The organism is Flavobacterium mesophilum (genome assembly GCF_039581405.1).
Lineage (GTDB): Bacteria > Bacteroidota > Bacteroidia > Flavobacteriales > Flavobacteriaceae > Flavobacterium.
The window spans coordinates 602842-629417 of record NZ_JBCPXZ010000002.1 but is presented as its reverse complement, the minus strand read 5'-3'; the positions used below and the strand labels follow the sequence as shown (position 1 = coordinate 629417).

The 26576-nt window shown below is 34.2% G+C and carries 15 protein-coding genes and 1 tRNA gene; 9 read left to right on the top strand and 7 right to left on the bottom strand.

Annotated elements, in window-relative coordinates:
- Positions 1–102 precede the first annotated feature (102 nt).
- The 4 genes from AAYQ19_RS07170 (at position 103) to AAYQ19_RS07155 (ending at position 9196) form a co-directional block, all read left to right on the top strand.
- Entirely contained in the window at positions 103–1620 is a 1518-nt protein-coding gene (locus AAYQ19_RS07170; protein WP_343535422.1) for a TROVE domain-containing protein, read from the top strand.
- Positions 1621–2581: 961 nt separating this feature from the next.
- On the top strand, positions 2582–4003 hold the full coding sequence (locus AAYQ19_RS07165) for an RtcB family protein (protein WP_343535420.1): 1422 nt from the start codon (positions 2582–2584) through the stop codon (positions 4001–4003).
- A gap of 465 nt (positions 4004–4468) precedes the next feature.
- Positions 4469–5272: a TatD family hydrolase gene (locus AAYQ19_RS07160; protein WP_343535418.1), complete on the top strand. Its 804-nt coding sequence runs from the start codon at positions 4469–4471 to the stop codon at positions 5270–5272.
- A gap of 114 nt (positions 5273–5386) precedes the next feature.
- Complete coding sequence (locus AAYQ19_RS07155) at positions 5387–9196, top strand: nSTAND3 domain-containing NTPase (RefSeq protein ID WP_343535416.1); 3810 nt, start codon at positions 5387–5389, stop codon at positions 9194–9196.
- 270 nt (positions 9197–9466) lie between these two features.
- Here the strand turns inward: AAYQ19_RS07155 and AAYQ19_RS07150 are convergent, their stop codons facing one another.
- The 3 genes from AAYQ19_RS07150 to AAYQ19_RS07140 all read right to left on the bottom strand — a co-directional run bounded on the left by AAYQ19_RS07150 (position 9467) and on the right by AAYQ19_RS07140 (position 14346).
- On the bottom strand, positions 9467–11245 hold the full coding sequence (locus AAYQ19_RS07150) for an AMP-dependent synthetase/ligase (protein WP_343535414.1): 1779 nt from the start codon (positions 11243–11245) through the stop codon (positions 9467–9469).
- Positions 11246–11393: 148 nt separating this feature from the next.
- Complete coding sequence (locus tag AAYQ19_RS07145; RefSeq protein WP_343535412.1) at positions 11394–11846, bottom strand: hypothetical protein; 453 nt, start codon at positions 11844–11846, stop codon at positions 11394–11396.
- 142 nt (positions 11847–11988) lie between these two features.
- Positions 11989–14346 carry a TonB-dependent receptor domain-containing protein gene (locus AAYQ19_RS07140; protein ID WP_343535410.1) on the bottom strand — a complete coding sequence of 786 codons (2358 nt, stop codon included), beginning with the start codon at positions 14344–14346 and terminating at the stop codon, positions 11989–11991.
- Between the two features lie 277 nt (positions 14347–14623).
- Between AAYQ19_RS07140 and AAYQ19_RS07135 the strand changes: the two genes are divergently transcribed.
- Positions 14624–14908 carry a hypothetical protein gene (locus tag AAYQ19_RS07135; protein ID WP_343535408.1) on the top strand — a complete coding sequence of 95 codons (285 nt, stop codon included), beginning with the start codon at positions 14624–14626 and terminating at the stop codon, positions 14906–14908.
- Between the two features lie 161 nt (positions 14909–15069).
- On the opposite strand, the gene purL is transcribed toward AAYQ19_RS07135, so the two are convergent.
- From purL to AAYQ19_RS07120, 3 genes are all read right to left on the bottom strand, one after another.
- Complete coding sequence (gene purL / locus AAYQ19_RS07130) at positions 15070–18723, bottom strand: phosphoribosylformylglycinamidine synthase (protein ID WP_343535406.1); 3654 nt, start codon at positions 18721–18723, stop codon at positions 15070–15072.
- A gap of 385 nt (positions 18724–19108) precedes the next feature.
- The gene (locus tag AAYQ19_RS07125; RefSeq protein WP_343535404.1) at positions 19109–20965 is read right to left on the bottom strand and encodes an endonuclease; all 1857 of its coding nucleotides are present in this window, start codon (positions 20963–20965) and stop codon (positions 19109–19111) included.
- A 276-nt stretch (positions 20966–21241) separates the two neighbouring features.
- Complete coding sequence (locus AAYQ19_RS07120; protein ID WP_343535402.1) at positions 21242–22756, bottom strand: hypothetical protein; 1515 nt, start codon at positions 22754–22756, stop codon at positions 21242–21244.
- Between the two features lie 127 nt (positions 22757–22883).
- Between AAYQ19_RS07120 and AAYQ19_RS07115 the strand changes: the two genes are divergently transcribed.
- The 4 genes from AAYQ19_RS07115 (at position 22884) to AAYQ19_RS07100 (ending at position 25460) form a co-directional block, all read left to right on the top strand.
- Positions 22884–23315: a PaaI family thioesterase gene (locus tag AAYQ19_RS07115; RefSeq protein ID WP_012026684.1), complete on the top strand. Its 432-nt coding sequence runs from the start codon at positions 22884–22886 to the stop codon at positions 23313–23315.
- 3 nt (positions 23316–23318) lie between these two features.
- Positions 23319–24383 (top strand): chorismate-binding protein, encoded by a 1065-nt coding sequence (locus AAYQ19_RS07110; RefSeq protein WP_343535384.1) that lies wholly within the window; start codon positions 23319–23321, stop codon positions 24381–24383.
- A 207-nt stretch (positions 24384–24590) separates the two neighbouring features.
- Complete coding sequence (gene bshB1 / locus AAYQ19_RS07105; protein WP_343535382.1) at positions 24591–25307, top strand: bacillithiol biosynthesis deacetylase BshB1; 717 nt, start codon at positions 24591–24593, stop codon at positions 25305–25307.
- 79 nt (positions 25308–25386) lie between these two features.
- Positions 25387–25460 (top strand) — tRNA-His (locus tag AAYQ19_RS07100).
- Positions 25461–25685: 225 nt separating this feature from the next.
- Here AAYQ19_RS07100 and ypfJ read toward each other — a convergent pair.
- Positions 25686–26534 carry a KPN_02809 family neutral zinc metallopeptidase gene (gene ypfJ, locus AAYQ19_RS07095; protein WP_343535380.1) on the bottom strand — a complete coding sequence of 283 codons (849 nt, stop codon included), beginning with the start codon at positions 26532–26534 and terminating at the stop codon, positions 25686–25688.
- Between the last annotated feature and the right edge of the window lie 42 nt (positions 26535–26576).

The window sequence follows — 26576 nt, the reverse complement described above, 5'->3', positions numbered from 1 at the left end:
AAATTTCTTTTTTACTGCGCAAAATAATTGCGCAGTAGTTTAGAAATCTTTGTTCAAGAAATAAAACAATAACCAATTGTCTAATTTTAAAAACCAGAAATTATGAAATTCAATTTTTTATCAAAAGAAAAATCTACCATAGTTAATCACGAAAATGCCAAAGCTTTTCCATTAACAGCAGAATACGAATTATACGCAGCAGTTGTAACAACAAGTTTGAGTGTTTCATTTTATGAAAAAGATACCACTCGTTTGGAGCGAATCAAAAGTTTGATCCAAAAATGTAATCCAGTATTTGTGGCTAAGCTTGCAGTTTATGCTCGTAACGAAATGCATATGCGTTCTGTGCCATTGGTTTTGGTGGTGGAATTGGCAAAAATATATTCAGGCGATTCATTAATTAGCAAAATGATTACAAACGTAATTCAGCGCGCTGATGAAATCACAGAATTATTGGCTTATTACCAAATAGCAAATGATCGAAATGGCGTTAAAAAATTAAATCGTTTGTCAAAACAAGTTCAAAAAGGTTTGGCTGTTTCTTTCAATAAATTTGATGAATACCAATTTGCAAAATACAATCGAAATGGTATTGTAAAATTAAAAGATGCTTTGTTTTTGATTCATCCAAAAGCAAAAGACGAAGCGCAACAAGAATTGTTTAACAAAATTGTAAACGATACTTTAGCAACACCTTATACTTGGGAAACTGAGTTGTCGCAATTGGGTCAAATCAAATTTTATAATGAGTTTGAAAAACAAAAAGCATTGACTCAAAAGTGGCAAGAATTGATCGATAGCAATAAATTGGGTTATATGGCTTTACTTCGAAACTTGCGAAATATATTAGAAGCAAATGTTTCAGGTTTTCATGTAATGAAAGTATGCGAGTATCTTTCGAATGAAAAAGCAGTTTTGAATTCAAAACAATTGCCTTTCCGATTTTTAGCAGCTTACCGAGAAGTGAAAGAATTAAATTTCAAGTACACAACTATGGTTTTAGATGCGTTAGAAGATGCTGTAGCTATAAGTGCTCAAAACATAAAAGGTTTTGACATAAATACTTCCGTTGTGATTGCTTGCGATGTTTCGGGTTCGATGCAAAAAACAATTTCACCAAAAAGTAAAGTAATGCTTTATGATATTGGTTTGATGTTGGGTATGTTAATGCAAAGCCGTTGTCAAAATGTGATAAGCGGTATGTTTGGTGATTTTTGGAAAATAATCAATATGCCGAAACGAAGCATTTTGTCGAATGTAAACGAATATTACAAACGTGAAGGTGAAGTTGGTTATTCTACAAACGGTCATTTGGTTATTGAGGATTTAATAAACCGAAAAGAAGTTGTGGATAAAGTAATGTTGTTTACTGATGTTCAAATGTGGAACAGCAACCAAACCAATCATACTTTTAGCAAATCTTGGGATAATTATAAAAAGATGGCACCAAATGCTAAATTGTATTTATTTGATTTGGCAGGTTACGGTCAACAGCCAATAAATATCCAAAAAAACGATGTGTATTTAATAGCAGGTTGGTCAGATAAAGTGTTTGATGTTTTGCATGCTTTAGAAGATAAAAGCAGTGCATTGAATTACATTAACCGAATAGAATTGTAAATTTAAATCTGCTGCGCAGAATAATTGCGTAGCAGTATTTGAATATTTGTAAAAAGAAAAAGTTCATTGAAAATAAAAAACAAGTGTCGTAGATAAGTGTTACTTCGCTGTTAACGACGTGGTCGCGGGTTCGAATCCCGTCATTTCCGCAAATAAAAAATTAAAAAAGGAAATGTAGCTCAGAGGATAGAGCTCGTAAAATTTCACTTTTCGTTTGTTGCCTTGTTTAAAAAATAAAAAAAGAATGTCGTAAATGAGAGATACTTCGTCACCATTTTGGGGAGGAATAGCGAAGTTGTAAAAGCAGCAAGGCTATCCAGTTCGACTCTGGCACAGACATGCCCCGCCCAATTCTCTTATTGCTTTTTACTTCTTTTTTAAAACTGAAAAATGTCGTGTGCATAGAGTTACTTCGTTTAGGGAATCAAAAGCTCTTGTCAATTATTACTTTTTCAAAAAATTAAGATGCCGTGTATAAGTGCTACTTCGTCGGTTGATTTATTAGGTTCGAATCCTAAATTATCACTTATAAGCTATTGCTCTTAAAAAAAGAGTGTCGTCAGGAAATGGTTCCTTCGTTCCAAAGAAAATTAAACCATTCCTAAAAGTTGCCTCTTTAAAATTATTAATTTAAAAAAATAAGAATGTATAAAACATAAGTTCATTGCAAAGTTACAACACACAGCTTTGTCATTTCGAGGTAAGGAGACCCGAGCGATAGCGAACAGGCGAAGCAAATCACAAACTTTATTTCACGCAGATTTGGCAGATTCTAGCAGATTTAATTAGATTTTTTTTAAATAATCTGCGCCGATTTGCTTAAATCTTTTTAAATCTGCGTGAAATAAAAAAACTTCGCGACTCAGCGACTTTGTGAGAAATAAATAAACTACGCAAAAAAACTGCGCAGCAGTATAAAACCTTTGCACCTATGGACCTTTGTCCCTTAAAAAGAAAAAAAATGAAAACACAAATAAACGGTACAGATATATTAGAATTAGGATTTCCTGAAGGAAAAATAGTTGGGATTGCCTTAAAAATAAATAGCAAAAGAAACGGATTCACACGAGAAGAAATGATCGAGAATTATAAAAACGTTTTGGAAGCTCCAGAAAATTATATAGACGATAAAGTGTTCAGTAAATTGGCTGTTGCTTTAATCGAAAAATCGAATGAAAAACCAGAAGATTTCATTGCTTTAAACCAAAATCCGAATGCGTATTCGGCTTACGGATTAGATCATATCGAAGACGGTGCCAGAAAGCAAATGGAGGTTGCCATGAAACTTCCAGTAACCGTTGCAGGCGCTTTAATGCCAGACGCACATCAAGGTTACGGATTGCCAATTGGCGGCGTTTTAGCGACTAAAAACGCAATTATTCCGTATGGTGTAGGTGTCGATATTGGGTGTAGAATGGCTTTGTCTGTTTATGATATTCCAGAAGATTTTTATTTTGAAAACGAAGCTAAATTCAAAAGAGAGTTAATCGCGAATTCTATTTTTGGAGCAGGTCATGGATTTCACGGTCAATACAAATCAGATCATGCGGTTTTGGAGAACGAGACTTTCAATATGAATCCGTTTGTGAAGAATTTGAAAGATAAAGCTTGGTCGCAATTAGGATCTTCCGGTGGTGGAAACCATTTTGTGGAATTCGGAATCATGGAATTTTCTAAAGACGATGCTATTTTGAATATTCCAAAAGGAAAATATGTCGCTTTATTGACGCATTCTGGTTCACGCGGCATGGGCGCAACAATCGCTGGACATTACACCAAAATTGCCAAAGACGAATGTAAACTTCCAGAAGTGGCGAAAAACTTAGCCTATTTGGATATGAACTCACAATTAGGTCAGGAATATTGGCTGGCGATGAATTTGGCGGGAGATTACGCTTCGGCTTGTCACGAGATTATCCATAACAAAATGGAAAGAGCTTTAGGCGCAACGATTTTAGCCAAAGTCGAAAACCACCATAATTTCGCTTGGAAAGAAATCTGGGACGGCGAAGAAGTGATCGTACATAGAAAAGGTGCAACTCCAGCCGGAAAAGGCGTTATGGGAATCATTCCAGGAAGTATGACCGCGCCAGGATTTTTGGTGAGAGGAAAAGGCCAAGAAAATGCAATAAACTCCGCTTCGCATGGAGCAGGAAGACAAATGAGCAGAACGCAAGCCATAAAAAACATTACACAAACCGAGATGAAATCCATCTTGAAAGATCATGGCGTTACGCTTATCGGTGCCGGACTAGACGAAGCTCCAATGGCGTATAAAGATATCAATCAAGTCATGGAAGCCCAACAAGATTTAGTTGATGTTGTAGCGAAGTTTACGCCAAAATTAGTGAGAATGGCAGATGACGGAAGCCGAGAAGATTAGTTCTTCTTTTTTAGGGGCAATCCCGATAGCCATCGGGACAAAGTAACAAAGTGACAAAGGTTTTTCCTCATTTTATGTCATTCTGAGGAACGAAGAATCTTCACGAGAAACTCTACAAAGATTGGGAAATACGTTACGGAGCTACTTACGAAGATTGCTTCGCCAGTTTGCTATCGCTCGTGTCTTCGTTCCTAAGAATGACAAATATTGCGCAAAATTTGTTTCACGCAGATTCGGCAGATTCTAGCAGATTTAATTAGATTTTTTGAAAAATAATCTGCGCCGATCAGCTTAAATCTTTTTAAATCTGCGTGAAACAAAAAACTTAGCGACTCAGCTCCCGATAGCTATCGGGATTGCGAGATTAAAATAACGCCATAGTGGCAAAAAAATAAAATATTAACGCTCAAAGAGAAGAAACCTTTGTCCCTCTGTCCCTTTGAGCCTTTGTAACTTTAAAAAAAAATGAAATACATAGACATAGGAATCAACCTAACCAACAAACAATTCCAAAACGACACAGACGATGTTGTACAAGACGCCGTCGACGCCGACGTATCGCAAATGATACTCACGGGCACAAGCGTACGAAATAGCGAAGAATCCGCAAAGATTGCGCGACAATACCCAGGCGTATTGTATGCGACGGCAGGAATTCACCCTCATGATGCGAAGAGTTTTGATGCGCAGAGCATTTCGAAACTAAAAAAATTATTACAGCAGAAACACGTGGTTTCTGTTGGCGAATGCGGACTCGATTTTGATCGTGATTTTTCGCCCCGAAACAAACAGGAAGAATGTTATAGAGCCCAGTTAGAATTGGCGATTGAAGTTCAGAAACCTTTGTTTTTGCACGAGAGAAGCGCTTTTAGTTCTTTTATGAATATCACAAAAGACTATCTGCCGAAACTGCCAAAAGGCGTTGTGCATTGTTTTACAGGAAGTCTGCAAGAAGCCAAAACCTATCTCGATAACGGATTTTATCTGGGTTTTACTGGAGCGATTTCAGATGCCAAACGTTTCAGTCCTTTAAAAGAAGTGATTCAGTACGTACCGCTCGACCGAATGATGATTGAAACCGATGCGCCCTTTATGCTTCCTAAAAACGTCCCGAACAGCCTTTTAAAGAAATACCACGAACGACGATGCGAACCGTCTTTTCTGCCTTATGTAGCGGGAACAATCGCACAGTTTAAAGGAATTGCTTTGAATAAAGTTGCGGAGGAAACGACGAGGAATGCTAAGAGCTTTTTTTGGGATTTAAGTTAGAATTTGAATTCTTTATTGATCACAGATTTGCAAATTTATTTTGTGAGTTTGTGGTTTTTTATTTGTTAATTAGATTTGTGTAAAGATTTAAAAAACTTCTTAATTCAATCTAAAATGAGTGTAGCAACTGAAGGCGTTAAAGGCTATGAATATCAATATAAAGTAACTGTTTTATTTGGGCTTTTGCATTGTAATGATTTTAAATCTCAACTTTATGTTGAGAAGATTGGAAGTGAGGATATTACTTTTATTGATGAAAATAACAATCATTTAGAGATACAAATTAAGAGAGAAAGAAATAATATTGATTTCTCAAAAATTATTGAATGGTTGTCCCATTTTCAAGAAAGGAGTAGCACTAATAATTTATTATTAAGAGTTAAAGATAAAAAGTCAAAATGTTTGTTTATTACTCGATCTCGATGCAATGATGAAATATTAATGTTTTTGAAAGAGTTTCCTTCGATTGATTCTAATGAGAATAGTATTTCAAAAGAAGTTATTTCGAAATTGAAAAAGGAATTAAAGGGAATAAAATTTAAAGATACTCCACTAGAAATTAAAAGAAAAACATTCTGTATTGATATTTCAAATAAATTAAACAAATCAGATATTGAGACATTAATAAATAATACTTTGATTTGGGAACAAATAGGAGAAGAAAAGATTGATAATGAAGTTTTAAAATGTTTAAATAAAAAATTTTCAGTACCTCAATCGCTTTCTGATAATTTATATCTGAGACTATTAGAAATTGTAAAGCAAGGTAGAGATGCAAAAGAAGATATTATTCCATTATTTAAAAATTTAATTTTAAAATTAAGGACAAATAGATATTCAATATCTGAAAATAATATTGATAGAAAAGAAGAAGCACAGGCAGTAGATATTTTAGAAAAATCAAATTTATTATTATTAACAGGAATTTCACAATGTGGCAAAACGGAATTAGCAAAAAAAATTGCTAATAATTTTATAGATATAGGATATACTTCAATACCAATTTCAACTGATTTTTTTCAAGTTGAAAATTTTTTCAATCAAAATAAAATAGATGATAAGATTTTAATTTTTGAAGACCCATTTGGGCATATAAAACCAAAAAAGGAATCTCATGATGTCAAAAATAAAATTATTAATCTTGTCAAACATTTATCATTAAACCATAAAATAATTGTTACTAGTAGAATAGAAATTTTAGAGGAAGCATTTGATAGTTGCAATATTGTTGAAAACGTATTAGACTTAACCGAATATGATAACAAACTAATATTAGATTTTTGGGAAAAATTTTCAAATGCACAAAGTGTCAATAATGAAATAAAAAATATTGTTGGAGAATATATTTTAGGAGAAACTGAACATAAAATTCAAGTTGGACAATTAGATTATCTTTCGAGATATGATTTAAATAAATTAAAAGTAAAAAGCATTTCTGAATTAATTAGTATAGCTCGACATAATTCTACTGATATAGCAAATGATGTACTAAAAGAAAATAACAAAGAATCAAAAATTCTTGCGGTTATGTCAATATGTTGTAGTAATAGTACTGGAATAAATGCCGAAGATTTAAAGTATATTTTATCTGAGGATCAAAATAAATATTCCGTTTTTAAAGAATCTAAAGTTTTTCAATTTAAGAAAGGTAAAAATAAGTTTCCAAAATATTTAGAGACGAATAAGTTAAAAAAAGGCTTTAAGGCAAGTATTTCATATTTTGAAGAAAGAGGATTTATTAAATTTGAAAATAATAAATATTTTTTTTCTCATCCTAATTATTTTGAAGCTGGAAAAAAATTGTTCTTTAGAAGAAGTAGTCAAGAGCAAAAAGAAAATATTGGATATTTAAAAAAAGCGATAGTTTGTATAAGTCCAGTAACTACATTAATTGCTTGTAAATTATTAACTTGGATTTACCGTACAATAGATTCAAATTTTAAAGATGAGATTAAGGATTTAATGTTTTTATCAAATAAATCAATTTTTCCTGCAGTTGAAGATTATTCTTCAATTAATCTTATAAACATAATTGAAGATATTAATAATGAAGATCAAAAGAATAAAATTATCAATATTGTCAATAGAGGAAATACTGATTCAAGTTCAATAAAATGGTTTAATGATGAAGTGCCTTTCTTAAGCAAGAGAGATGATGATTTAAGAAATTTGTTTGTTGATAAAATATCGCCAAAAGAAATAGAGGAAATTGAGAATAAAGTATTAAATAATCAGCATGTAAATTTATTTGATATTTGGCGTTATATTAATTATCATAAAATTGTTAGCCTCAGTAAAGTCTACACTAAATTTGATCATAATATAATAAATTCACTTTTAAAACACGAGGAGGTTTTTATAAGGAAGCAAGTCGCAAAACTATTTTTTTTATCAAAAATAAATGTAGACGAAATTTATCTAATCAAAAAGATCTTTAGTGATGAACATCCTACGGTTTCTTTTTATGGGATATGGGGAAGTTTTTTAAGTTGGAATAAACAGATAGATGAAATAAAAACAATAATTTTTAAAGACCTTAAAAAGTTATTCCAAAGACAAGAAATTTCAATAAGAGCAAATGATTTAATGACCACATTTTCTATAGACTACTCTGGAGAGTGTATTGACTGGGAATTTTTTTCAAAGGAAGAAACGATTGAGCTATGGAATGTTTGGGCACAAATTTTTCCTGTTTTTTCTAAAAGTTTGCCTCCAAATATTTCTCTGAATTATGGAAGATATGGTGCGACAATGGAGACAGCGATGAAATATTTGACCTTGCATAATGGAATTAAAGTATTTGAAACTTGGTTAAATAGGATAGAATTGAGAATTCAAGCTAATATAGAGTTATCCGATTATGAAATGGCTATTAGTGATGAATTAATTTCATTCACTAATGATAATTTCAAAATAAGAGAAAATCTAATAGAAAGGATATTGTCAAATAAAAATTCTATTTTCTGTTTATATAATTTAAAATTAACAATAAAGCATTGGGACAAATTAAATAGATATGAAAAAGATATAATTTTAAATCTAATAGATTCGAAGAGAAATGATGTTGTATGGATTAAAGCAATGCTTTTGTTGGAGGATGAAATTCCTAAAGAAATTGAAATTAAAATTGTAGGAGATATTAATTTTTATTTATTAAAACCTGTAAAAGTATTTGAAATATTGTCTGAAGAATTAATTCATAGTTGTTTACAAATTATTTATGTACAACCCTATGAACTTGAATATTTAAGACCAAACTACGTTTCAGATTTTTGGGCAAAAATAATCAATCGTATTCTGTTTTATGAAATCGAACCGCATTTCGATATTTGTATAAAAGCTTTTATAAATCATAATATTTATAGGAGAAGACCTGAAAATTTTCTATTATGGCGTAAAATATGTTTGAATTCAAAAAATATTAATTATTTGACGTATATTATAATTTATAATATTTCGAGAGGTTCAATAAATGTAAAGGGAACTTCAGAGATGATAATAAATTTAATTTATGCTTACAAAAAAAGAAACGATTATGAAGTTTTTTTAAAAATTATTGCAGAGGAAATCGAAGTATTGCAATTAAACTATCATAAGGAGGAAATTTTCGACTATTTTGGGAAAGATTTAATCTTTAATGATTTGTATAAAATGCTATATCCCGATTTAATTGTAAAGATGATAATAGAGAAGGCAGGAATTTGGTTATTATCTGAGATTACAAGCGAATTAAGAAGTTTCAGATTTTTTATTTCGTATTTAGTAATAGAAAAATTAGTAAATGAAAGAGATGAAATAGACGAAGAAACAAGAGAGAAATTATTTTCAATTCCAAATAATATTGAAAAGGTAGGGGAAGAGAAACGAAAGATTTTAAAATCTAAATATTTTGAAGACAAGATTTTAAAAAACTGGTCAAAATAAATTTATTGTTAAGGTGAGTTTTTTTCTTTCTTTTGCTCAATGAAAAACATACATTTGTTGCCTACAAAACATTTTATTGGTAACAGAGAACTTTGAAACTTTATAAGTTAACATAAGCGAATCCCTCATTCACGTTGCTAGAGTAGTGGTTTGATGGAGGTTGCAAACAACAACGATTAAAGTTCGGGAAGAATTATATAAAACCAAATAAAATTAAAAAAGGCTGTCTCAATAAAGACAGCCTTTTTCTTTGGTTTAAATTATTTTGATTTAATTATGATCGTAGATTTTTGCGTAAAGATCTTTGTAGATTTCTTTAATGATTTTACGCTTTAATTTTAGCGTAGGAGTAAGTTGTCCGCCATCAATTGACCAAACATCTGGTGTCAGTTCAAAGCGTTTTACTTTTTCCCAGTTTCCAAATTTCTCGTTGATGCTGTCTACTTCTTCGCCAATACGTTTAATCACTTCAGGATTTGAAGAAATTTCGGCATCAGATTTCCCTAAAGCTATTTTGTGGATTTTCGCCCATTCTTTTACAAATTCAAAATTCGGCTGAATAAAAGCACCAGGCATTTTTTCGCCATCACCAATTACCATAATCTGCTCAATAAAACGCGATTGTTTCATAGCATTTTCAATAATTTGCGGTGCAATATATTTACCTCCAGAAGTCTTGAACATTTCTTTTTTACGGTCGGTGATTTTTAAGAAACCTTCACTGTCAATTTCTCCAATATCGCCCGTATGGAAATAACCGTCTTGCAAAGCTTCAGCTGTTTTTTCTGGATCTTTAAAATAACCTAACATTACGTTTGGTCCTTTGCAAAGAATTTCACCGTCTTCGGCAATTTTAACTTCAACGTTGCGAATTACTTTTCCAACAGTTCCAATCTTGAAACCTCTGTTTCTTTGGTCGTTCACCGCAATTACCGGAGAAGTTTCAGATAAACCATAACCTTCCATAACCGGAATTTCTGCAGCAGCAAAAACTCTAGTCAAACGTGGCTGTAGCGCTGCACTTCCAGAAACCATTAAATCTAAATTTCCTCCCAAACCTTCTTTCCATTTGCTGAAAATCAATTTGCGGGCAATTTTTAATTGGAATTCATACCAAGCACCATTTGCTCCGTATGGTTCGTATTTCAAACCTAAATCAATAGCCCAGAAAAATAGTTTTTTCTTGATGCCAGTCAATTCAGCTCCTTTTGCGTAAATTTTATCATAAACTTTCTCTAAAAGCCTTGGTACAGCTGTAATTACAGTTGGACGAACTTCTTTCAGATTATCACTGATTTTATCAATTGATTCTCCAAAATAAACCGAAACACCATAATATTGATAGATGTACAAAATCATTCTTTCAAAAATGTGGCAAATAGGCAAGAAGCTCAATGCAGTGCTTTTCCCTGGATCAAACGGAATTCTTGGCGCGCTGTCCAATACATTCGACACAATGTTTTTGTGCGAAAGCATAACGCCTTTTGGTCTTCCAGTTGTTCCAGAAGTATAAATAATGGTCGCTAAATCATCTGTTTGAATGCTGTCTTTTCTACCTTCAACTTCGCTTTGGTTGCTTTCGTCTTCACCAGCTAAAAGCAAATCGGTCCAGTGTTTGCAACCCGGAATTTCATTAAAAGAATAAACCTCTTTTAAAGTCGGTACATTTGCTTTGATGAGGTTTACTTTGTGAAGTACTTCTTCATCAGAAACAAAGCAGTACATACTACCGCTGTGATTCAATATATATTCGTAATCTTCTTCAGAAATCGTTGGGTAAATTGGCACAGTCTGCGCACCAGTCTGCAGAATACCAATATCCATAATATTCCACTCTGTGCGATTGTTTGAGGTAATCAAGGCAATTTTGTCATCTTTCTGGATGCCCATGCGCAATAATGCTCTAGAAACCGCATTTGCTTTTGCAATATATTCCTGGCTAGATGTTTTTTCCCAGACTCCGTTTTTTTTCGTTGCTAAGGCAACCGGAAGGTTGTAAGTTTCTTGTTGATAATAGGGAAAATCAAAAAGGCGCGTGATTGAAACCATGTTTATTATATTGAATTTTATCGCAAATTAAATAAAAAATAGGTATAATTTTTAATTTTGTGGAATTTTATGGGAAAATTTATAGGGACTCTTAAAAATCAACGAAAACGTTTTCTTTTTTGTAGTAAATTTTCGAAAAAATTACAAATTATCTATTTGATGCGTTTTTTCCAAGGTCGTTATAGTCTTCGTAATCTTTCACTCTTTCGCCCATAATGAACATTTTTTTCTTCGCAAAATGAATAGAAAACTGAGTGTAGTTCCATTCCTCGCTATCATTTGTTCTGTACCAAAGCGTATATGATGCACTATTGAAGCCTTCTTTAAAAACAGGAATACCTTCTTCTGTACATTCAATTCCCCAGTTGATCTTTTTTTTGCTTAAATCTTCATACTGGTAAACACCAGTTCCATCTGGATTTAAAATGATAACAGGTTCTTTTTTTCCTGCTGGTGCATAAGTTCCAGGCGCAGGATAACCAATAGTCGTCGTAATAAAACGCTCTTTATCTCTGTAAGTGATTGGGTTCACTTCAACTTGTGAATAGGATTTTGCGGTAAAAAATAATACGGTAAAAAATAATAAACGAATTGCTTTCATTCTATGTAGATTAAGTGTTTTTGGGATTCTTAAAAAATTCTGTGACAGGAACTTTTTGGCGAATATAGTTCAAATTTCCATAGAAAAACGGAATCCCAATTACAAGAATGAGTTTTTTTCAGATTTTTATTTTCTGTATCATTTATTCAGTTGAAAACTGATTTTCTAATAGTTTTTCTTTAAAGTCAGATTTAAAAGTGTAAGCAAAAGTAACCATCAAGGCACGAGTGTCTGATTTATTAGTTCTTTGGTTATAAAAAAGCGCTGTGTTATTTTTGTAGCCGCTTTCAAGCGTGTTGAACATATCGGTTACAGTTAACCCCAAACGTGCATTTCCTTTTCCGAGTTTTTGCTGAAAGCCCATATCAACATTGTAAACCGGAATTCGTTTTCCTTGAGGCGTTGCCACAGCCGAATTGTAATTTCCAATAAGCTGTAATTTTCCACCTTTCCAAGGAACAAAATTATTGATCACTTTTCCGTACCAGCTGAAAGCATTGCTGACAATATCTTCGCCCAAATTTGACGCATTTATATTTTGCTGAAAAGCAGTCAAACTGATATTAGCATCATAAAAACTAACGGGTTTCAGCGTGAAAATAGTTTCTAAACCATACGTAATCATACTTCCGATGTTTTTAGGCATTAATAAAACTACGCCATTATCTTGAAGTTCTGCATATTGTCTGATGGTATTTGTCGCATTTCTATAAAAAGCATTTGTAGAAAACGAATATTTATCCCAATCATGATTGTAACCCATTTCGGCAATGTGAATAATTTCTGGTTGCAAATATGGATTTCCACTATGCGGATTCAAAGCATCTGTAATATCCACAAACGGATTCAATTCGTCCAGATCTGGTCGGTTGATGCGTTTGCTGTAGCCAATTTTTAAAGATTCATCAGAAGCCAGATTTAACTGTAATGAAGCCGAAGGAAAGAATTTGATATAGTTGTTCGAAAAATTATCGGTCTTTTTCTCCGTTTCGCCGCTGTTTGAAACTTGTTCAGCACGCAACCCCAAATTGTATTTCCATTTTGGATTTTCGATAGTACCAATAGACGAATTCAGCATGCCGTAAAAAGCATTTATTTGCTCATTATAATCAAAAGTATTGCTCGCGATTGGATTTACAACATAATCGCCATTGATTAAAGTTGCCGTTTGAAATTCCGAATTAAAAAAGCGGTAAGTTCCTTTGTAACCTGTTTCAAGCATTGTTTTTGTTGAAAGTGGCACAGCATAATTTAAAATAGCGTTAGTGATATTTTCATGTTCATAATTGTGCGTACGTTGCCACAAAACATCGCCAATTTGCTGATTATATTGATCGTAATTGTATGTGTCGATATCGGTATTTTCGCGATCGTGATTAAATGAAGAAGTGATGCTTGCATTTAAAGATTTTCGGCTGTCATCGAATTTTCGGTCATAATTGAAGGCAAATTCGGCTACTTTTGAGCGTTCTAATTCTAAAGAATGTCTTTTGTTTTTGGAATAGAAATCATTGGTATTGGTGTTTACTTGAGTATACAATGTTTCGTCATTATCTTGACTTTCCATATTTCCAATCGCTTCAAATGAAAAACTGTTTCTTTCATTTGGCGTAAAATCAACATTGAATTTTAGATTCTGCAAGCCTTCGGTACGTTCGTCATTTCGGTGCTGATTGATGTAGTGTTCATCATCAACAAAATAATTTGTTCTTTGGCTGTTTACTTCTTTGGTTCTGCCTGCAAAACGATTATCGTAGCCTAAACCAATATTCCATTTGTCTGTTTTATTATTTAAAAGAACTGAACTGTTCATTCTTCCTTTCGCACCAAAACCCGCGCCCAGAACAACAGCTCCATTTAAACCGCTTTGATTGTTCTTTTTAAGTTTGATGTTGATGATACCACTTTCGGCATTTGCATCATATTTCGCCGTCGGATTGCTGATTACTTCAATGCTTTCGATACTGCTCGCCGCAATTTGATCCATATTGGTAATAGTCGAATTTTTGCCGTTAATCAAGATCATTGGTGATTTTCCTCTTAACGTTATAGCACCTTCAGCATCAACGGCTATGGTTGGAATGCTTTTTAGCATATCGGTGGCAGTTCCTCCAGTTTGAGAAATATTTGAAGCGGCATTAAATACAAATCCTCCTTCTGTTTTTTGAATTTGTTTTTTTTGAGAAGTAACAACAACATCATTCAATAAATTAGTGTCATTTTTCAAAACGATATTTCCCACAGAAATTGAATTGTTTAAAACTTTGATTCGCTGTGTGAAAGTTTTGAAGCCAATTAATTTGAATTGCAATTGATATTCTCCTGAATTTACATTTTCTAAAGCAAAATTTCCAGAAGCATCAGTTACAGCAAAACTTGCCACTTTAGTGGAGTCTGTTACTTTTTTCAAAAGGACATCTACAAATTCTACAGGCAGTTTTCCATCAGAAACATTTCCTTTGATGGAAGGGTTTGTTTGGCCAAAAGAAAATTGGCTCATTAAAAATAAGAAGATAAGGGCGGATAAATTTTGCATCATTTTTTTCATGAGACAAAGATATTTATCTCATCAAATGAAGCTTTTCAAAAGGTCTTAAGATATTATTAAATTAGTCTTATTCTACTTTAAGGATTCGTTTAAGGAATTAAAAAAGGGTGTTTTTCCCCTTTAAAAAACAGGAAAAAGTATTAAAATAGGTTTTAAAAGAGCAATACTTTTATCCTACCAAATACAAATGTCAAAATAATTATTTAGGCATTACTTAAATCGGAAAGATATGGAAACTGCTTTTTATTTAGCGATGGGATGGTGTGGTACTAAGTATCCAGGTTGGTGGAAACGCTTTTTTAAGAATCCGCCGCCACCGCCAGATCCCGAGCCTTGGTGGACAATTGCAATTATCGGAATCGGATTAATTGCTGGAGTTGCCGGGGGAACCTTTTTTAGCAATGCAATACTCGACAATCAATTTTTTGCGGGTCAGACTGCTGTAACTTCTGGATTGTTTGCATTTGGCGCATCCAATGTTGTGACTGGTGTTGCTTCTGCTTTTAGAAATTAGAGAAATGCCCCAATTATAAGGATAGCACCGAGGGGGATTTTTTTCGCCACGAATTCACGGATTTTTATTTGTATAAATGGGGTTAATGAAAATTCGTGAATTGTTGGCTATTTAAAAAAAAGCGCCCGAATTTATCGGGCGCTTTTAGTAAAATATATTTCTTAGTTTTTCTCAATCCATTTTCTTGCATTGACAAAAGCTTCGTGCCAAGGCGTAACCTCGTCATTTCTGTCTTTTGGATAATGCGCCCAGTTCCATTGGAAAGTCGAACGCTCAATGTGAGGCATCATAACCAAGTGTCTTCCAGTTTTGTCACACATCATTGCTGTGTTGTAGTCAGAACCGTTCGGGTTTGCTGGATATCCTTCGTAAGCATATTTAGAAACAATGTTGTATTGGTCTTCTGCGTAAGGCAATTTGAATTTACCTTCTCCGTGAGAAACCCAAACTCCTAAAGTGCTTCCTGCCAAAGTCGACAACATAACCGAATTGTTTTCTTGAACTGTTACAGAAGTAAAGATACTTTCGTGTTTCTGACTTTCGTTATGGTGCATTTTTCCATGCACTTCGTGTTCTGGATTAATTACTTCCAATTCCATAAACAACTGACATCCGTTACAGATTCCAACAGATAAAGTGTCTTCTCTTTTGAAGAAATTATCTAAAGCTGTTTTTGCTTTTTCGTTGTATAAGAAAGCTCCAGCCCAACCTTTAGCAGAACCTAAAACGTCAGAGTTAGAGAATCCTCCAACAGCTCCAATGAACTGAATGTCTTCTAAAGTTTCACGTCCAGAAATTAAATCCGTCATGTGAACGTCTTTTACGTCAAATCCAGCCAAGTACATCGCATTTGCCATTTCACGTTCAGAATTACTTCCTTTTTCACGGATAATAGCTGCTTTTGGTCTTGGTTTAGAGTTGTCGATTTCTGGTTTCTTTCCTGTGAAATGTGTTGGGAAAGTATAATTTAAAACTTGATTTTTATAGTTTTCGAAACGTGCTTTTGCAGTTCCATTTTTAGATTGTTTTTGATCTAATAAATAAGAAGTTTCAAACCAAACATCTCTGTAAGTTGGAATATCCAATTTATAAGTGCCAACTTCTAAAGTTGCAGTTTCTTGAACTGAACCAATTTTAAAGAATTCAATGTTAGTCGCTTTTAATTTAGATTCAACAGCCGAATCAGATTTTGCCTGGAATACGATTCCGATGTTTTCTGCGAAAAGGATTTTCAATAAATCTTTTTCTGCGAAAGCGCTGAAATCAATTTTAGCTCCAAGATTTACATCAGCAAAACACATTTCTAATATAGTAGTGATCAAACCACCGCTTCCGATATCGTGACCCGCTAGGATTTGGCTTTCGCCTATTAATTCCTGAACTGTATTAAATGCATTTTTAAAGAAAGCCGAATCTTTAATAGTTGAAGTTTCGTTTCCAATTGTATTTCTGATTTGTGCAAAAGACGAACCTCCTAATTTGAAATCATCTTGAGACAAATTGATATAATAAATTGATTCTCCGTTTTTCTGTAAAACTGGCTCAACTACTTTTCTAATATCTGTACAGTTTCCAGCAGCTGAAATAATAACCGTTCCCGGCGCAATTACTTCATCATTTGGATATTTTTGTTTCATTGAAAGTGAATCTTTTCCTGTCGGAATGTTGATTCCCAATTCAATTGCAAATTCAGAACATCCTTCAACAGCAGCGTACAAACGAGCATCTTCACCTTCGTTTTTACAAGCCCACATCCAGTTTGCAGATAATGAAACTCCTTTTAACTGATCTTTAATTGGAGCCCAGATAATGTTTGATAACGATTCTGCAATGGCATTTCTAGATCCCGCAACTGGATCAATCAAAGCCGCGATAGGAGCATGCCCGATAGAAGTTGCGATTCCTTCTTTTCCTAAATAATCCAAAGCCATTACACCAACGTTGTTCAATGGCAATTGTAACGGACCTGCATTTTGCTGTTTCGCAACTCTTCCTCCAACACAACGGTCAACTTTGTTTGTCAACCAGTCTTTTGAAGCAACAGCTTCTAAACGTAAAACGTCTTTTAAGTAGCTTTCAAAATCTGCTGTATTGTAAGCAACATTAGCATATTTACGGTCTACTTTTTTATCTGTCATAATTGTTTTTGGAGAACTTCCAAAGAAATCTTCTAAAGCATAATCCATTGGTTTAGAACCGTTAGATTTTGATTCGAAAGTAAAACGGTGATCTCCCGTTACATCTCCAACCTCGTACATTGGAGAACGCTCTCTGTCAGCGATTCTCTGTAAGGTGTCGATATCTTTTTGACCAATAACCAATCCCATTCTTTCTTGAGATTCGTTACCGATAATTTCTTTTGCAGAAAGAGTAGGGTCTCCAACAGGCAATTTGTCTAAATCGATCAAACCTCCAGTTTCTTCCACTAACTCAGAAAGACAGTTTAAGTGTCCGCCCGCACCGTGATCGTGAATCGAAACAATTGGATTATTGTCGCTTTCTACTAATCCACGAATTGCATTTGCAGCACGTTTTTGCATTTCTGGATTTGAACGCTGAATCGCATTCAACTCAATTCCTGAACCGAAAGCCCCTGTATCTGCAGAAGAAACCGCAGCACCACCCATTCCAATTCTATAGTTTTCACCTCCAAGGATAACGATTTTATCGCCTTCTTGTGGTTTGTTTTTGATAGCTTGATTTAATTTTCCGTAACCAATTCCACCTGCCTGCATGATTACTTTATCGTAACCAATTTTTCTGTTTTCTTCTTCGTGTTCGAAAGTTAAAACAGAACCTGTAATAAGCGGTTGTCCAAATTTATTTCCGAAATCAGAAGCTCCGTTTGAAGCTTTGATCAAAATATCCATTGGAGTTTGGTACAACCATTTTCTTTCTTCAACTGCATTTTCCCATTTTCTGTCGTTGTTCAAACGAGAATATGAAGTCATGTAAACAGCAGTTCCAGCTAATGGCAAAGAACCTTGTCCTCCTGCTAAACGGTCACGGATTTCTCCTCCAGATCCAGTTGCAGCACCGTTGAAAGGCTCAACAGTTGTTGGGAAATTATGTGTTTCGGCTTTTAAAGATAAAACAGAATCAAATTCTTTTATTTCGTAAAAATCAGGTTTGTCAGCCGATTTCGGTGCAAATTGCTGCACTTTTGGTCCTTTTACAAAAGCAACGTTGTCTTTGTAAGCAGAAACAATATCGTTAGGATTTTCCTGAGATGTTTTTTTAATTAATTTGAAAAGAGAAGTCTCTTTTTCTTCGCCATCGATAACAAAAGTTCCGTTGAAAATTTTGTGACGACAGTGTTCTGAATTCGCTTGAGAGAAAGCAAAGATTTCAGAATCAGTTAATTTTCTTCCAAGTTTAGTCGAAAGATTGTTTAAGTATTCAACTTCTTCTTCGCTTAAAGCTAAACCTTCAACTTTGTTGTAAGTTGCAATATCATCAATCTCCAAAATTGGTTCTGGCTGAATGTTGATAGTGAAGATTTCTTGATCTAATTCGTTGAATTTTTGAGAAAGCATCGGATCAAAATCATTGAAATCAGCCGTTGCTGGATGAAATTCTTCGATTCTGATAATACCTGAAATACCCATATTTTGAGTAATTTCTACAGCATTTGTACTCCAAGGTGTAATCATAGTAGCGCGCGGACCAACGAAGTAACCAGGCAATGCTGATTTTTCGATTTTACTCGCGTCGGCAAAAAGCCAGTTTAATTTTGAAATGTCTTGAGCTGAAATTTCGTTTTGCGTTTGTACTGCAAAAACAGTTTTGCTTTGGTTTTCAAAGAAATGGATCATTTGTGTAGTTTGTTGTATTGAGCTGCAAATTTAATGTAAATAAATAGTAAGCGCAAATTTGGAAACCATCTCTTTTCAAAAAAAATGAAATTGCTTTTTTCTTGCATTTTTTCTACCAAAAAGACGCAAAATCAAATGGTTTCGGTCTTCCGTGAAATTTAAAGATTTATTAAAATTTCTTTTTTGATATGTGCTGTAATATTAAACTTTTAGAAGGAAAAAAAATAAAAGTAAAACAGTGCAATTTCAGAATGTTTGACAAAACGGATTTGCAAAATTTACGAATCTTGGCATTTGACCAAAAAATGGTTTTAAAGAAAATTCTTTCGCATAATATGAAAAAAGCGGCAATTAGCCGCTTTTTTAGTTGACGAAAATCTAATTTTTATTTAATAATCACCTTTTTGAAGACTGTTTTTTCTTTTGTTGTTATTTTTACAAAGTAGATTCCTGAAGATAAATTTTGCGCCGAAACTTCAGAAGAAGTTGTGTTTTGTTGCTCAAAAACCTTTTGTCCAGAAAATGAGAGAATTTCAATTGAATATGGAAGGCCTGAGTTGCCCAATGTAATATTGAAATTTCCATCAGAAGGATTTGGGTAAATTGAAATTTCGTTTGAATCAGCAATAATTTCGTCTTCATCTTCAATTGCTGCAGGTTGTGCTTTTTTGCTAGCCAAATTGTTGCAAGTATCGGTTGTAAAAGAATCCCATTGCGCGCTCAAATTGAAAGTTGTGCTAGGAGAAGTTACTGCCGATTTTCTTCTTAAAGTTACATCAATCGCGAAATTGGCTGTTCCGCCGTTAAAAGTTCCGATAATATCAATTAAAACACCATTTTTGAATAAACCTACAGCATCATTTCCATTGAAAGTCAATTCAGTTGCAGTTGTTGAAATATTGGCTGCACTTGTCAAAAAGCAGGTTGAAGAAATAGAGCTGTTTACAATTACAAATTTGCTTCCTGTTGTTAATGTACCGCTTAAAACTAATCCTGTACTCCAAGAACCAGCGCCGTTTGTTTGTTTTTTAATCGTATAAGCGGATAAATTAACTGAACTTCCAGTGTTGTTTGCAATTTCTAAAGCTTTATTATTTCCAGAACCTTCAATGTATTCAGAGAAAAGCAAATCGGTTGCAGTTCCGGTGCCACTGCTGTTGGTTGTAACTGAAATGGTATTGCTCGAAGCAGACGTATTTCCTGCCGTATCTTTTGCTTTTACATAAATAGAATAAGCTGTAGAAGCTGTTAATCCTGTAATTGTAGCTGTTGTTCCTGAAACAGTAGTTTTTAAAACGCTATTGGCATAAACGTCATATCCTGTCACAGCAACATTATCTGTAGAAGCCGTCCAGCTAAGCGAAATTGAAGTGGAAGTTTTGGTAGTCGAAGCTAAGCTTGTTGGAGCAGTTGGTGATTGAGTATCTCCAGAAGGTGTTCCTCCCCAAATTTGATTGACATATTCTGGATGATCAATAAACGGATTTCTATTGTTTTGGCGTGCATAAACGGCATTGTTTCTCGCAATTTCTCTCGCACTCACAGGATCTTGCGCGTGCCAAGCCAAAAGCATATTTAAGAAAGCTGTCGTAAAAACTTGGTTGCTTGTACCATTAAACATAGCATAAGAATAACCAGCAACTGTATTTTCGTATCGCGTGGCAAAGTAGAAATACATTCTAGCGATGTCACCTTTAAAATCATTGATTGGTTCGAAAACCGTTCCTGAATAACCAGAAACCGCGCTAGAACCTAGTTTGCTTCCGTTTTGTGAAGTATAGGTTGCTGAACTGACATTTCCATGCGGATAATTAGAACGCATTCCGTTTACTTTTCCGTCAGTTGGTGTGATAAAATGCGCATCAGCAACCATTGGCGACTGCTCATTAAAAACCGACTGTGGAATGATATGTTCTCTATTGTAGCAATCGCCTTCAACGGAATAACTGCCACATCTTTGCGTCGTTCCAGTTGAATAATTGTACGGATCTGTTCCAGAAGGATTTTCAGAATACATGTCTAAAACCGTTCCGTCGTTTTCGTAAAAATTATCAACGTCAGAAGTTTGATAAGTGGTGTACAATCCAGCATAACCATTATCGGTATGGCCTTTAATAATGTTGTACAATTGTGTTTTTAAAGTGTAACCTGTTCCAGTTGCGGTGCTGTAATATCCAGAAGGAATTTGGGCAAAACCAATTGTGGTAAACGCTAATAACAGTAAAAAGTAGTTTTTTCTCATAAATAATAGTTTTAAGATTTGGTTTGAAATACAAAAACTAAACAGGTTTAAAGTGTTGGTTTTAAATGTTTTGGTTTTTGTATTGTAACAAAACTACTACTTTTTTGAATTCAAAATGTTATGAGAAGTTTAATTTTGGATATATTTTCTTACGCGGGATTTTTTTATCACCAGGATGCTAAGTCAAGAAGTTTTTAATCTCGCAAAGTCGCTAAGACACAAAGTTTGTTTTTAGGTTATTTAAAGATCTTTACGCCTTAGTGTATTTGTGGCAAGCTAAGGTTTCGGGAAATCTTTACTTTGATAAGCACCCAAATCTGGTGGGGAAGTTCTCGTAATTCCTAAAATATCAGTAGGAATTATATACGCCTGATTCCCTTTCGCGAAAGCGGCAGAAGTTTTATCAATGTTGAATTTGTTTTGAGAAACATTGTAAAATTTAGGGTTTTCGTTCAGAATAATATTGGTGTAATGTTGCGTGTCGGTTTTGAATTGATAATTTGGATCTGTGCTTGAACTATTGAATTTCAATAAGCAGTTATTCAATTGATACACAAAAGGGGCATTGGCATTTTTGCTTAAATTGAATTCATTAAAATTAGATCCGTAAATAATGCAATTGTTGAAAGTCGCCTGCGTCAGCGGATTCGTTTCTGGAGTTGCGCCAGTCAAACTATTGCTCAAATTCACTGCAAAATGAGAACTGTTTTGCCAATTGTTATTAAAAGTACAATGCATAAAACTATAATTCCCACCATAAACACAAGATAAACTAGCTATTCCAGCGTAATTTATGACCAAATTTTCTCCGTTGATTTTGCCGTTTTTTGCTAAAATTCCGTGTTCGACAAAATTATAAAACTGACTGTTTTTGATTTGAATTGTATTTGCAGTATTTCTGATTTCAAGACCAGTTACGGCATTTTTTAATGTCAAATGATTGATGGAATGCGTTCCGCTTTGGTTTTCAAGAATAACCGAATTCCATTGTCCAGGAATATCGGAGTAAAGCGATTCTAAACGGTCACCTTCAAAAACAACTTCGTTTTCCAGTTTATCAGTTGTTGAAACTGCGCCGTTAATTTGAAGCGAAGCATTTTTCGCAACATACAATCCAGAATTGACATGAAAATGAACTCTGGCACCTGCTTCAAAACTTATGGTTTTATTTTCGGGAACTCCTGCGTAACCGTAAATTACGTATGGTTTTTGTTTCGTGAAAAGTAGCTCGTTGCCGTTTACAGGATCATTTTCGCTTAAATAAAATCCGTCAACATCTTTGCCGTCAATTTTAATTTTTTCTTTTGTTCCGTCAGGATTTTGATTTGGATATAAAAACACAGCGTCCTGAATTAAAGTAACCAAAGCAACTTTTTGAAGATTGTCGCCGCTGTCAAATTGAATTTCATCTGTATATAAAAAATCGGTTGGATTAGCATCTGTAATATCGGCAGTAGTTTCAATGAAAATGTAAAGACTGTCTTTTGCTAAAAGTGTAACATCTTTAAAAATCTTTCCGTTATTGCCAACCATTCCGTCAACCGTCATTCGGTATTTAGAACTTAGACCTTTTTTTAATTGAATAATCGGAATCGAAATATCGTTTTTACTTCGGTTATACACTTTCAATTGATAAGTGCTCGAACCGATGTTTTTAAAAACAGTATCCAAATAAACGGTGTCTTTAGAAAACTTTAAATCTCCTGTACTGGCAACAGTTTCAAAGTCAGTTCGACAAGAGCTGAAAACTAGAATTAAACCAATAATAGAGAGTGCAAAGTAGTGACGCATTTGAATTCTTTTTTTGTAAAAATAACAAAAAACCTACAGCTTTGAAGTTGATTTTTAATTTTCGAATGGGATTTTTCACTTTGTGTCATTATCTTTCTTTAATTTTACGTTTTTAAAGTTTATTTTAATGAATTATACAAAAGAGCAGATTTTAGCGCGCTGCAATGAGTTTTCAAAAAACACATTAATGGAAACGCTAAAAATTGAATATATCGATGCCGGAGAAGATTTTTTAACTGCAAAAATGCCTGTAAATCCAAGTGTTCACCAGCCAATGGGATTATTGCATGGAGGCGCTTCTGTAGCTTTAGCAGAAAGTGTCGGGAGTGCGGCTTCTTTCTTTTTTATCAATCCGAAAGAGCAGGAGGTAAGAGGTATCGAAATTTCGGCAAATCATCTAAAAAGTATTCGTGAAGGTTATGTTTTCGGAACAGCCAGAATCATTCACAAAGGAAGAAGTTTGCATCTTTGGGAAATTAAAATCACCGATGAAGAAGGAAATTTGGTTTCGCTTTGCAAATTGACGAATATGGTTTTGGATAGAAAGAAAAGTGAATAAATTATGAATCCATTTTTCTTAAAAATAAAAAATCATAAAGAACAAAATTTACCTTTTGTACTTTATTCAAAACCCAATTCAGAAAACTACATTGGGATTTTACAGCAAAATAATGACTTAAACACTGTTTCTGATTATAGCGAAAAAGGATTTGTTTTCGCTTCTTTTGATGAAAAGCAATTAATCCTGATTCCGGAAAATGAATCGGAAATTATTACTGCAAATAAAGAAATAACTTCATTCGATCCAATCGAAATCGACGATTTGAGTTTTGATCCTGAAGCTAAATTTCAATATGAATATTTAGTTGCACAAGGAATTCAAGCTATTAAAAATGAAGAATTCAAAAAAGTAGTTTTATCACGAAGTGAAGAAGTGCCTTTGGCGGCATTCGATTTTATCGAAACGTTTCAGCATTTGGTTCAGCTGTATCCTGCAACTTTTTGTTATTGTTTCTTTCATCCTAAAATTGGACTTTGGATGGGAGCGACTCCTGAGAAATTGTTAAAAGCAAACGATAATGTTTTTGAAACAATGGCTTTGGCTGGAACGCAGAAAGATAATATGCAAACCGAAATTGTTTGGCAACAAAAGGAAAAAGACGAACAGCAATTTGTAACTGATTTTATTGTGAAAAGACTTTGCGAATTTACCGCTTCGGTTGTGGTTTCTGAACCTTACAGCTTAAAAGCCGGATCGATTTGGCATATCAAAACAGATATTTCTGGAGTTTTGAAAGACAATTCTACTTTAGAAGAAGTAATTGATACTTTACATCCAACGCCAGCTGTTTGCGGGCTTCCAAAAAAGAAATCAAAAGCTTTTATTTTAGAAAATGAAAAGTACGACAGGACTTTCTATACCGGTTTCTTAGGCGAATTAAATAGCACTTTTGCAGGAAATAATACAAGTTCTGATTTATTTGTAAATTTACGATGCATGCAGATTCAAGACGAAAAGGCGATTTTGTACATGGGCTGTGGCATCACAAAAGAAAGTATTCCTGAAAAAGAATGGGAGGAAAGCGTCAATAAATCAATGACGATGAAAAGAGTTTTGAAAAAATAGTTTAAAGTTTCAGGTTTCATGTTTCAAGTTGCTAATTGGGACGTATGCCTGAATTGAAAAATAAAAATAAGTTTAAAGTTTCTGTTTTTTAGCAGTGTCACCCTGAGCGAAGTCGAAGGGCACAAAGGGCTTCGACATCGCTCAGCCTGACATATCGCATAGAAAACCTGAAACTTAAAACCTGAAACAAAACAAACAAAAAACAACATGAAATTAGACATATTAGCCTTTGGCGCACATCCAGACGACGTAGAATTAGGTTGTGCTGGAACCATTTTAAAAGAAGTTTCCCTTGGGAAAAAAGTAGGGATTGTTGATTTGACGCGTGGCGAATTAGGAACGCGTGGTACGGCAGAAATTAGAGATCAGGAAGCAAAAGATGCAGCAAATATTTTAGGAGTTTTGGTTCGTGAGAATTTAGCCATGCGCGACGGTTTTTTCGTAAATGATGAAAAACATCAATTAGAGGTCATAAAGATGATCCGAAAATATAAACCAGAAATTGTATTGTGCAATGCTATTGACGATCGCCATATTGATCACGGAAAAGGAAGCAAATTAGTTTCTGATGCTTGTTTTCTTTCAGGCTTAATGAAAATTGAAACCTCGATCGATGGAGAGCCACAAGAAGCTTGGAGACCAAAAGTAGTATATCATTATATTCAGTGGAAAAATATTACTCCAGATTTCGTAGTTGACATTACAGGATTTGAAGAAAAGAAAATTGAAGCGATTATGGCATATAAAACCCAATTTTATGACCCAAATTCAAATGAGCCAGCAACGCCAATTACGAGCAAAAACTTTTTTGAAAGCTTAAATTATCGTGCGCAGGACCTAGGAAGACTAGTTGGGAAAGATTTTGCAGAAGGTTTTACAGTTGAAAGGTGTTTGGCAGTCAATAGCTTAGAAAATTTGATTTAATTTTTATGAAAATTTTTCATTTTTTTCTTTGCAGAACTGAACCTTTGTTCTATATTTGCACTCGCTAAGCAGAAAAATGGTGGTTGTAGCTCAGCTGGTTAGAGTAGCGGTTTGTGGTGCCGCGGGTCGCCGGTTCGAACCCGGTCAGCCACCCAGATAGAAAGCCTTGAAGAAATTCAAGGCTTTTTTTGTGCTTGTATTTTTTTGAACCATATAAGTAATATAAGTTCATTTTAAATCTACTCCACGCAACCTTTGTCGGAATGACAAACATACTTAAATGGTTTAAATGAACTTATATTACTTATATGGTGTAAACAAAAAAAGCACGACATAAGTCATGCTTTTCTGCGGTTATTATATTTGGTTTATGTATTATCAAATTTCTTCAAAGGTTGTTCCTTGTTTAATATCACCGGTTTTGAAGCCTTTTTTAAACCAGTACATCCTTTGTTCTGATGAGCCATGCGTGAAAGAATCTGGAACTACGTGCCCTTGCATTTTGCTTTGAATGGCGTCGTCTCCAACTGCATTTGCGGCACTTAATGCTTCGTCAATATCATCAGGATCTAAATTTTCTTGATTATAATGTGCCCAAACGCCAGCATAAAAATCAGCTTGAAGTTCTAAGGCAACAGAAAGCTTATTTGCTTCTGCTTCACTTTTTCCTTCTTGTGCCTGTCGCATTTTTGCCGAGGTTCCCAATAAGGTTTGAATATGATGGCCCACTTCATGCGCTATAACGTATGCAATGGCAAAATCGCCACCCTTGGCACCAAATTTTGTTTTAAGTTCTTCAAAAAAACCAAGATCCATATAAACTTTATGATCGCCAGGACAGTAAAATGGTCCTGAAGCCGAAGATGCTCCACCACAGGCAGTTTGAACAGAACCTCTAAAAAGAACTAATTTTGGTTTTTCATAAGTCATTCCATGCTCTTCGAAAATCTTGCTCCAAATGTCTTCATTGTCTGCCAAAACAACACGAACAAAGTTGCCCATTTCCTCATCTTCTTTGCTTAGCGGTGCTGCAGCTTCAGTTTGGGTTTGCTGGCCACCTTGCATTTGTTCCAATGCAGATCCTACAGCTTGCCCCGTTTCGCCACCAAAAACATTTAACAGCAAAATAATGATTCCAATTACTCCACCGCCAATAGCGACTTTTCCGCCAGATATACCTCTGCGGTCTTCAACATTATCACTTTGCCTTCTGCCTTGCCATTTCATAGTGTGCTAGATTTAAACTTATTATGTTTTTATTAATACGAA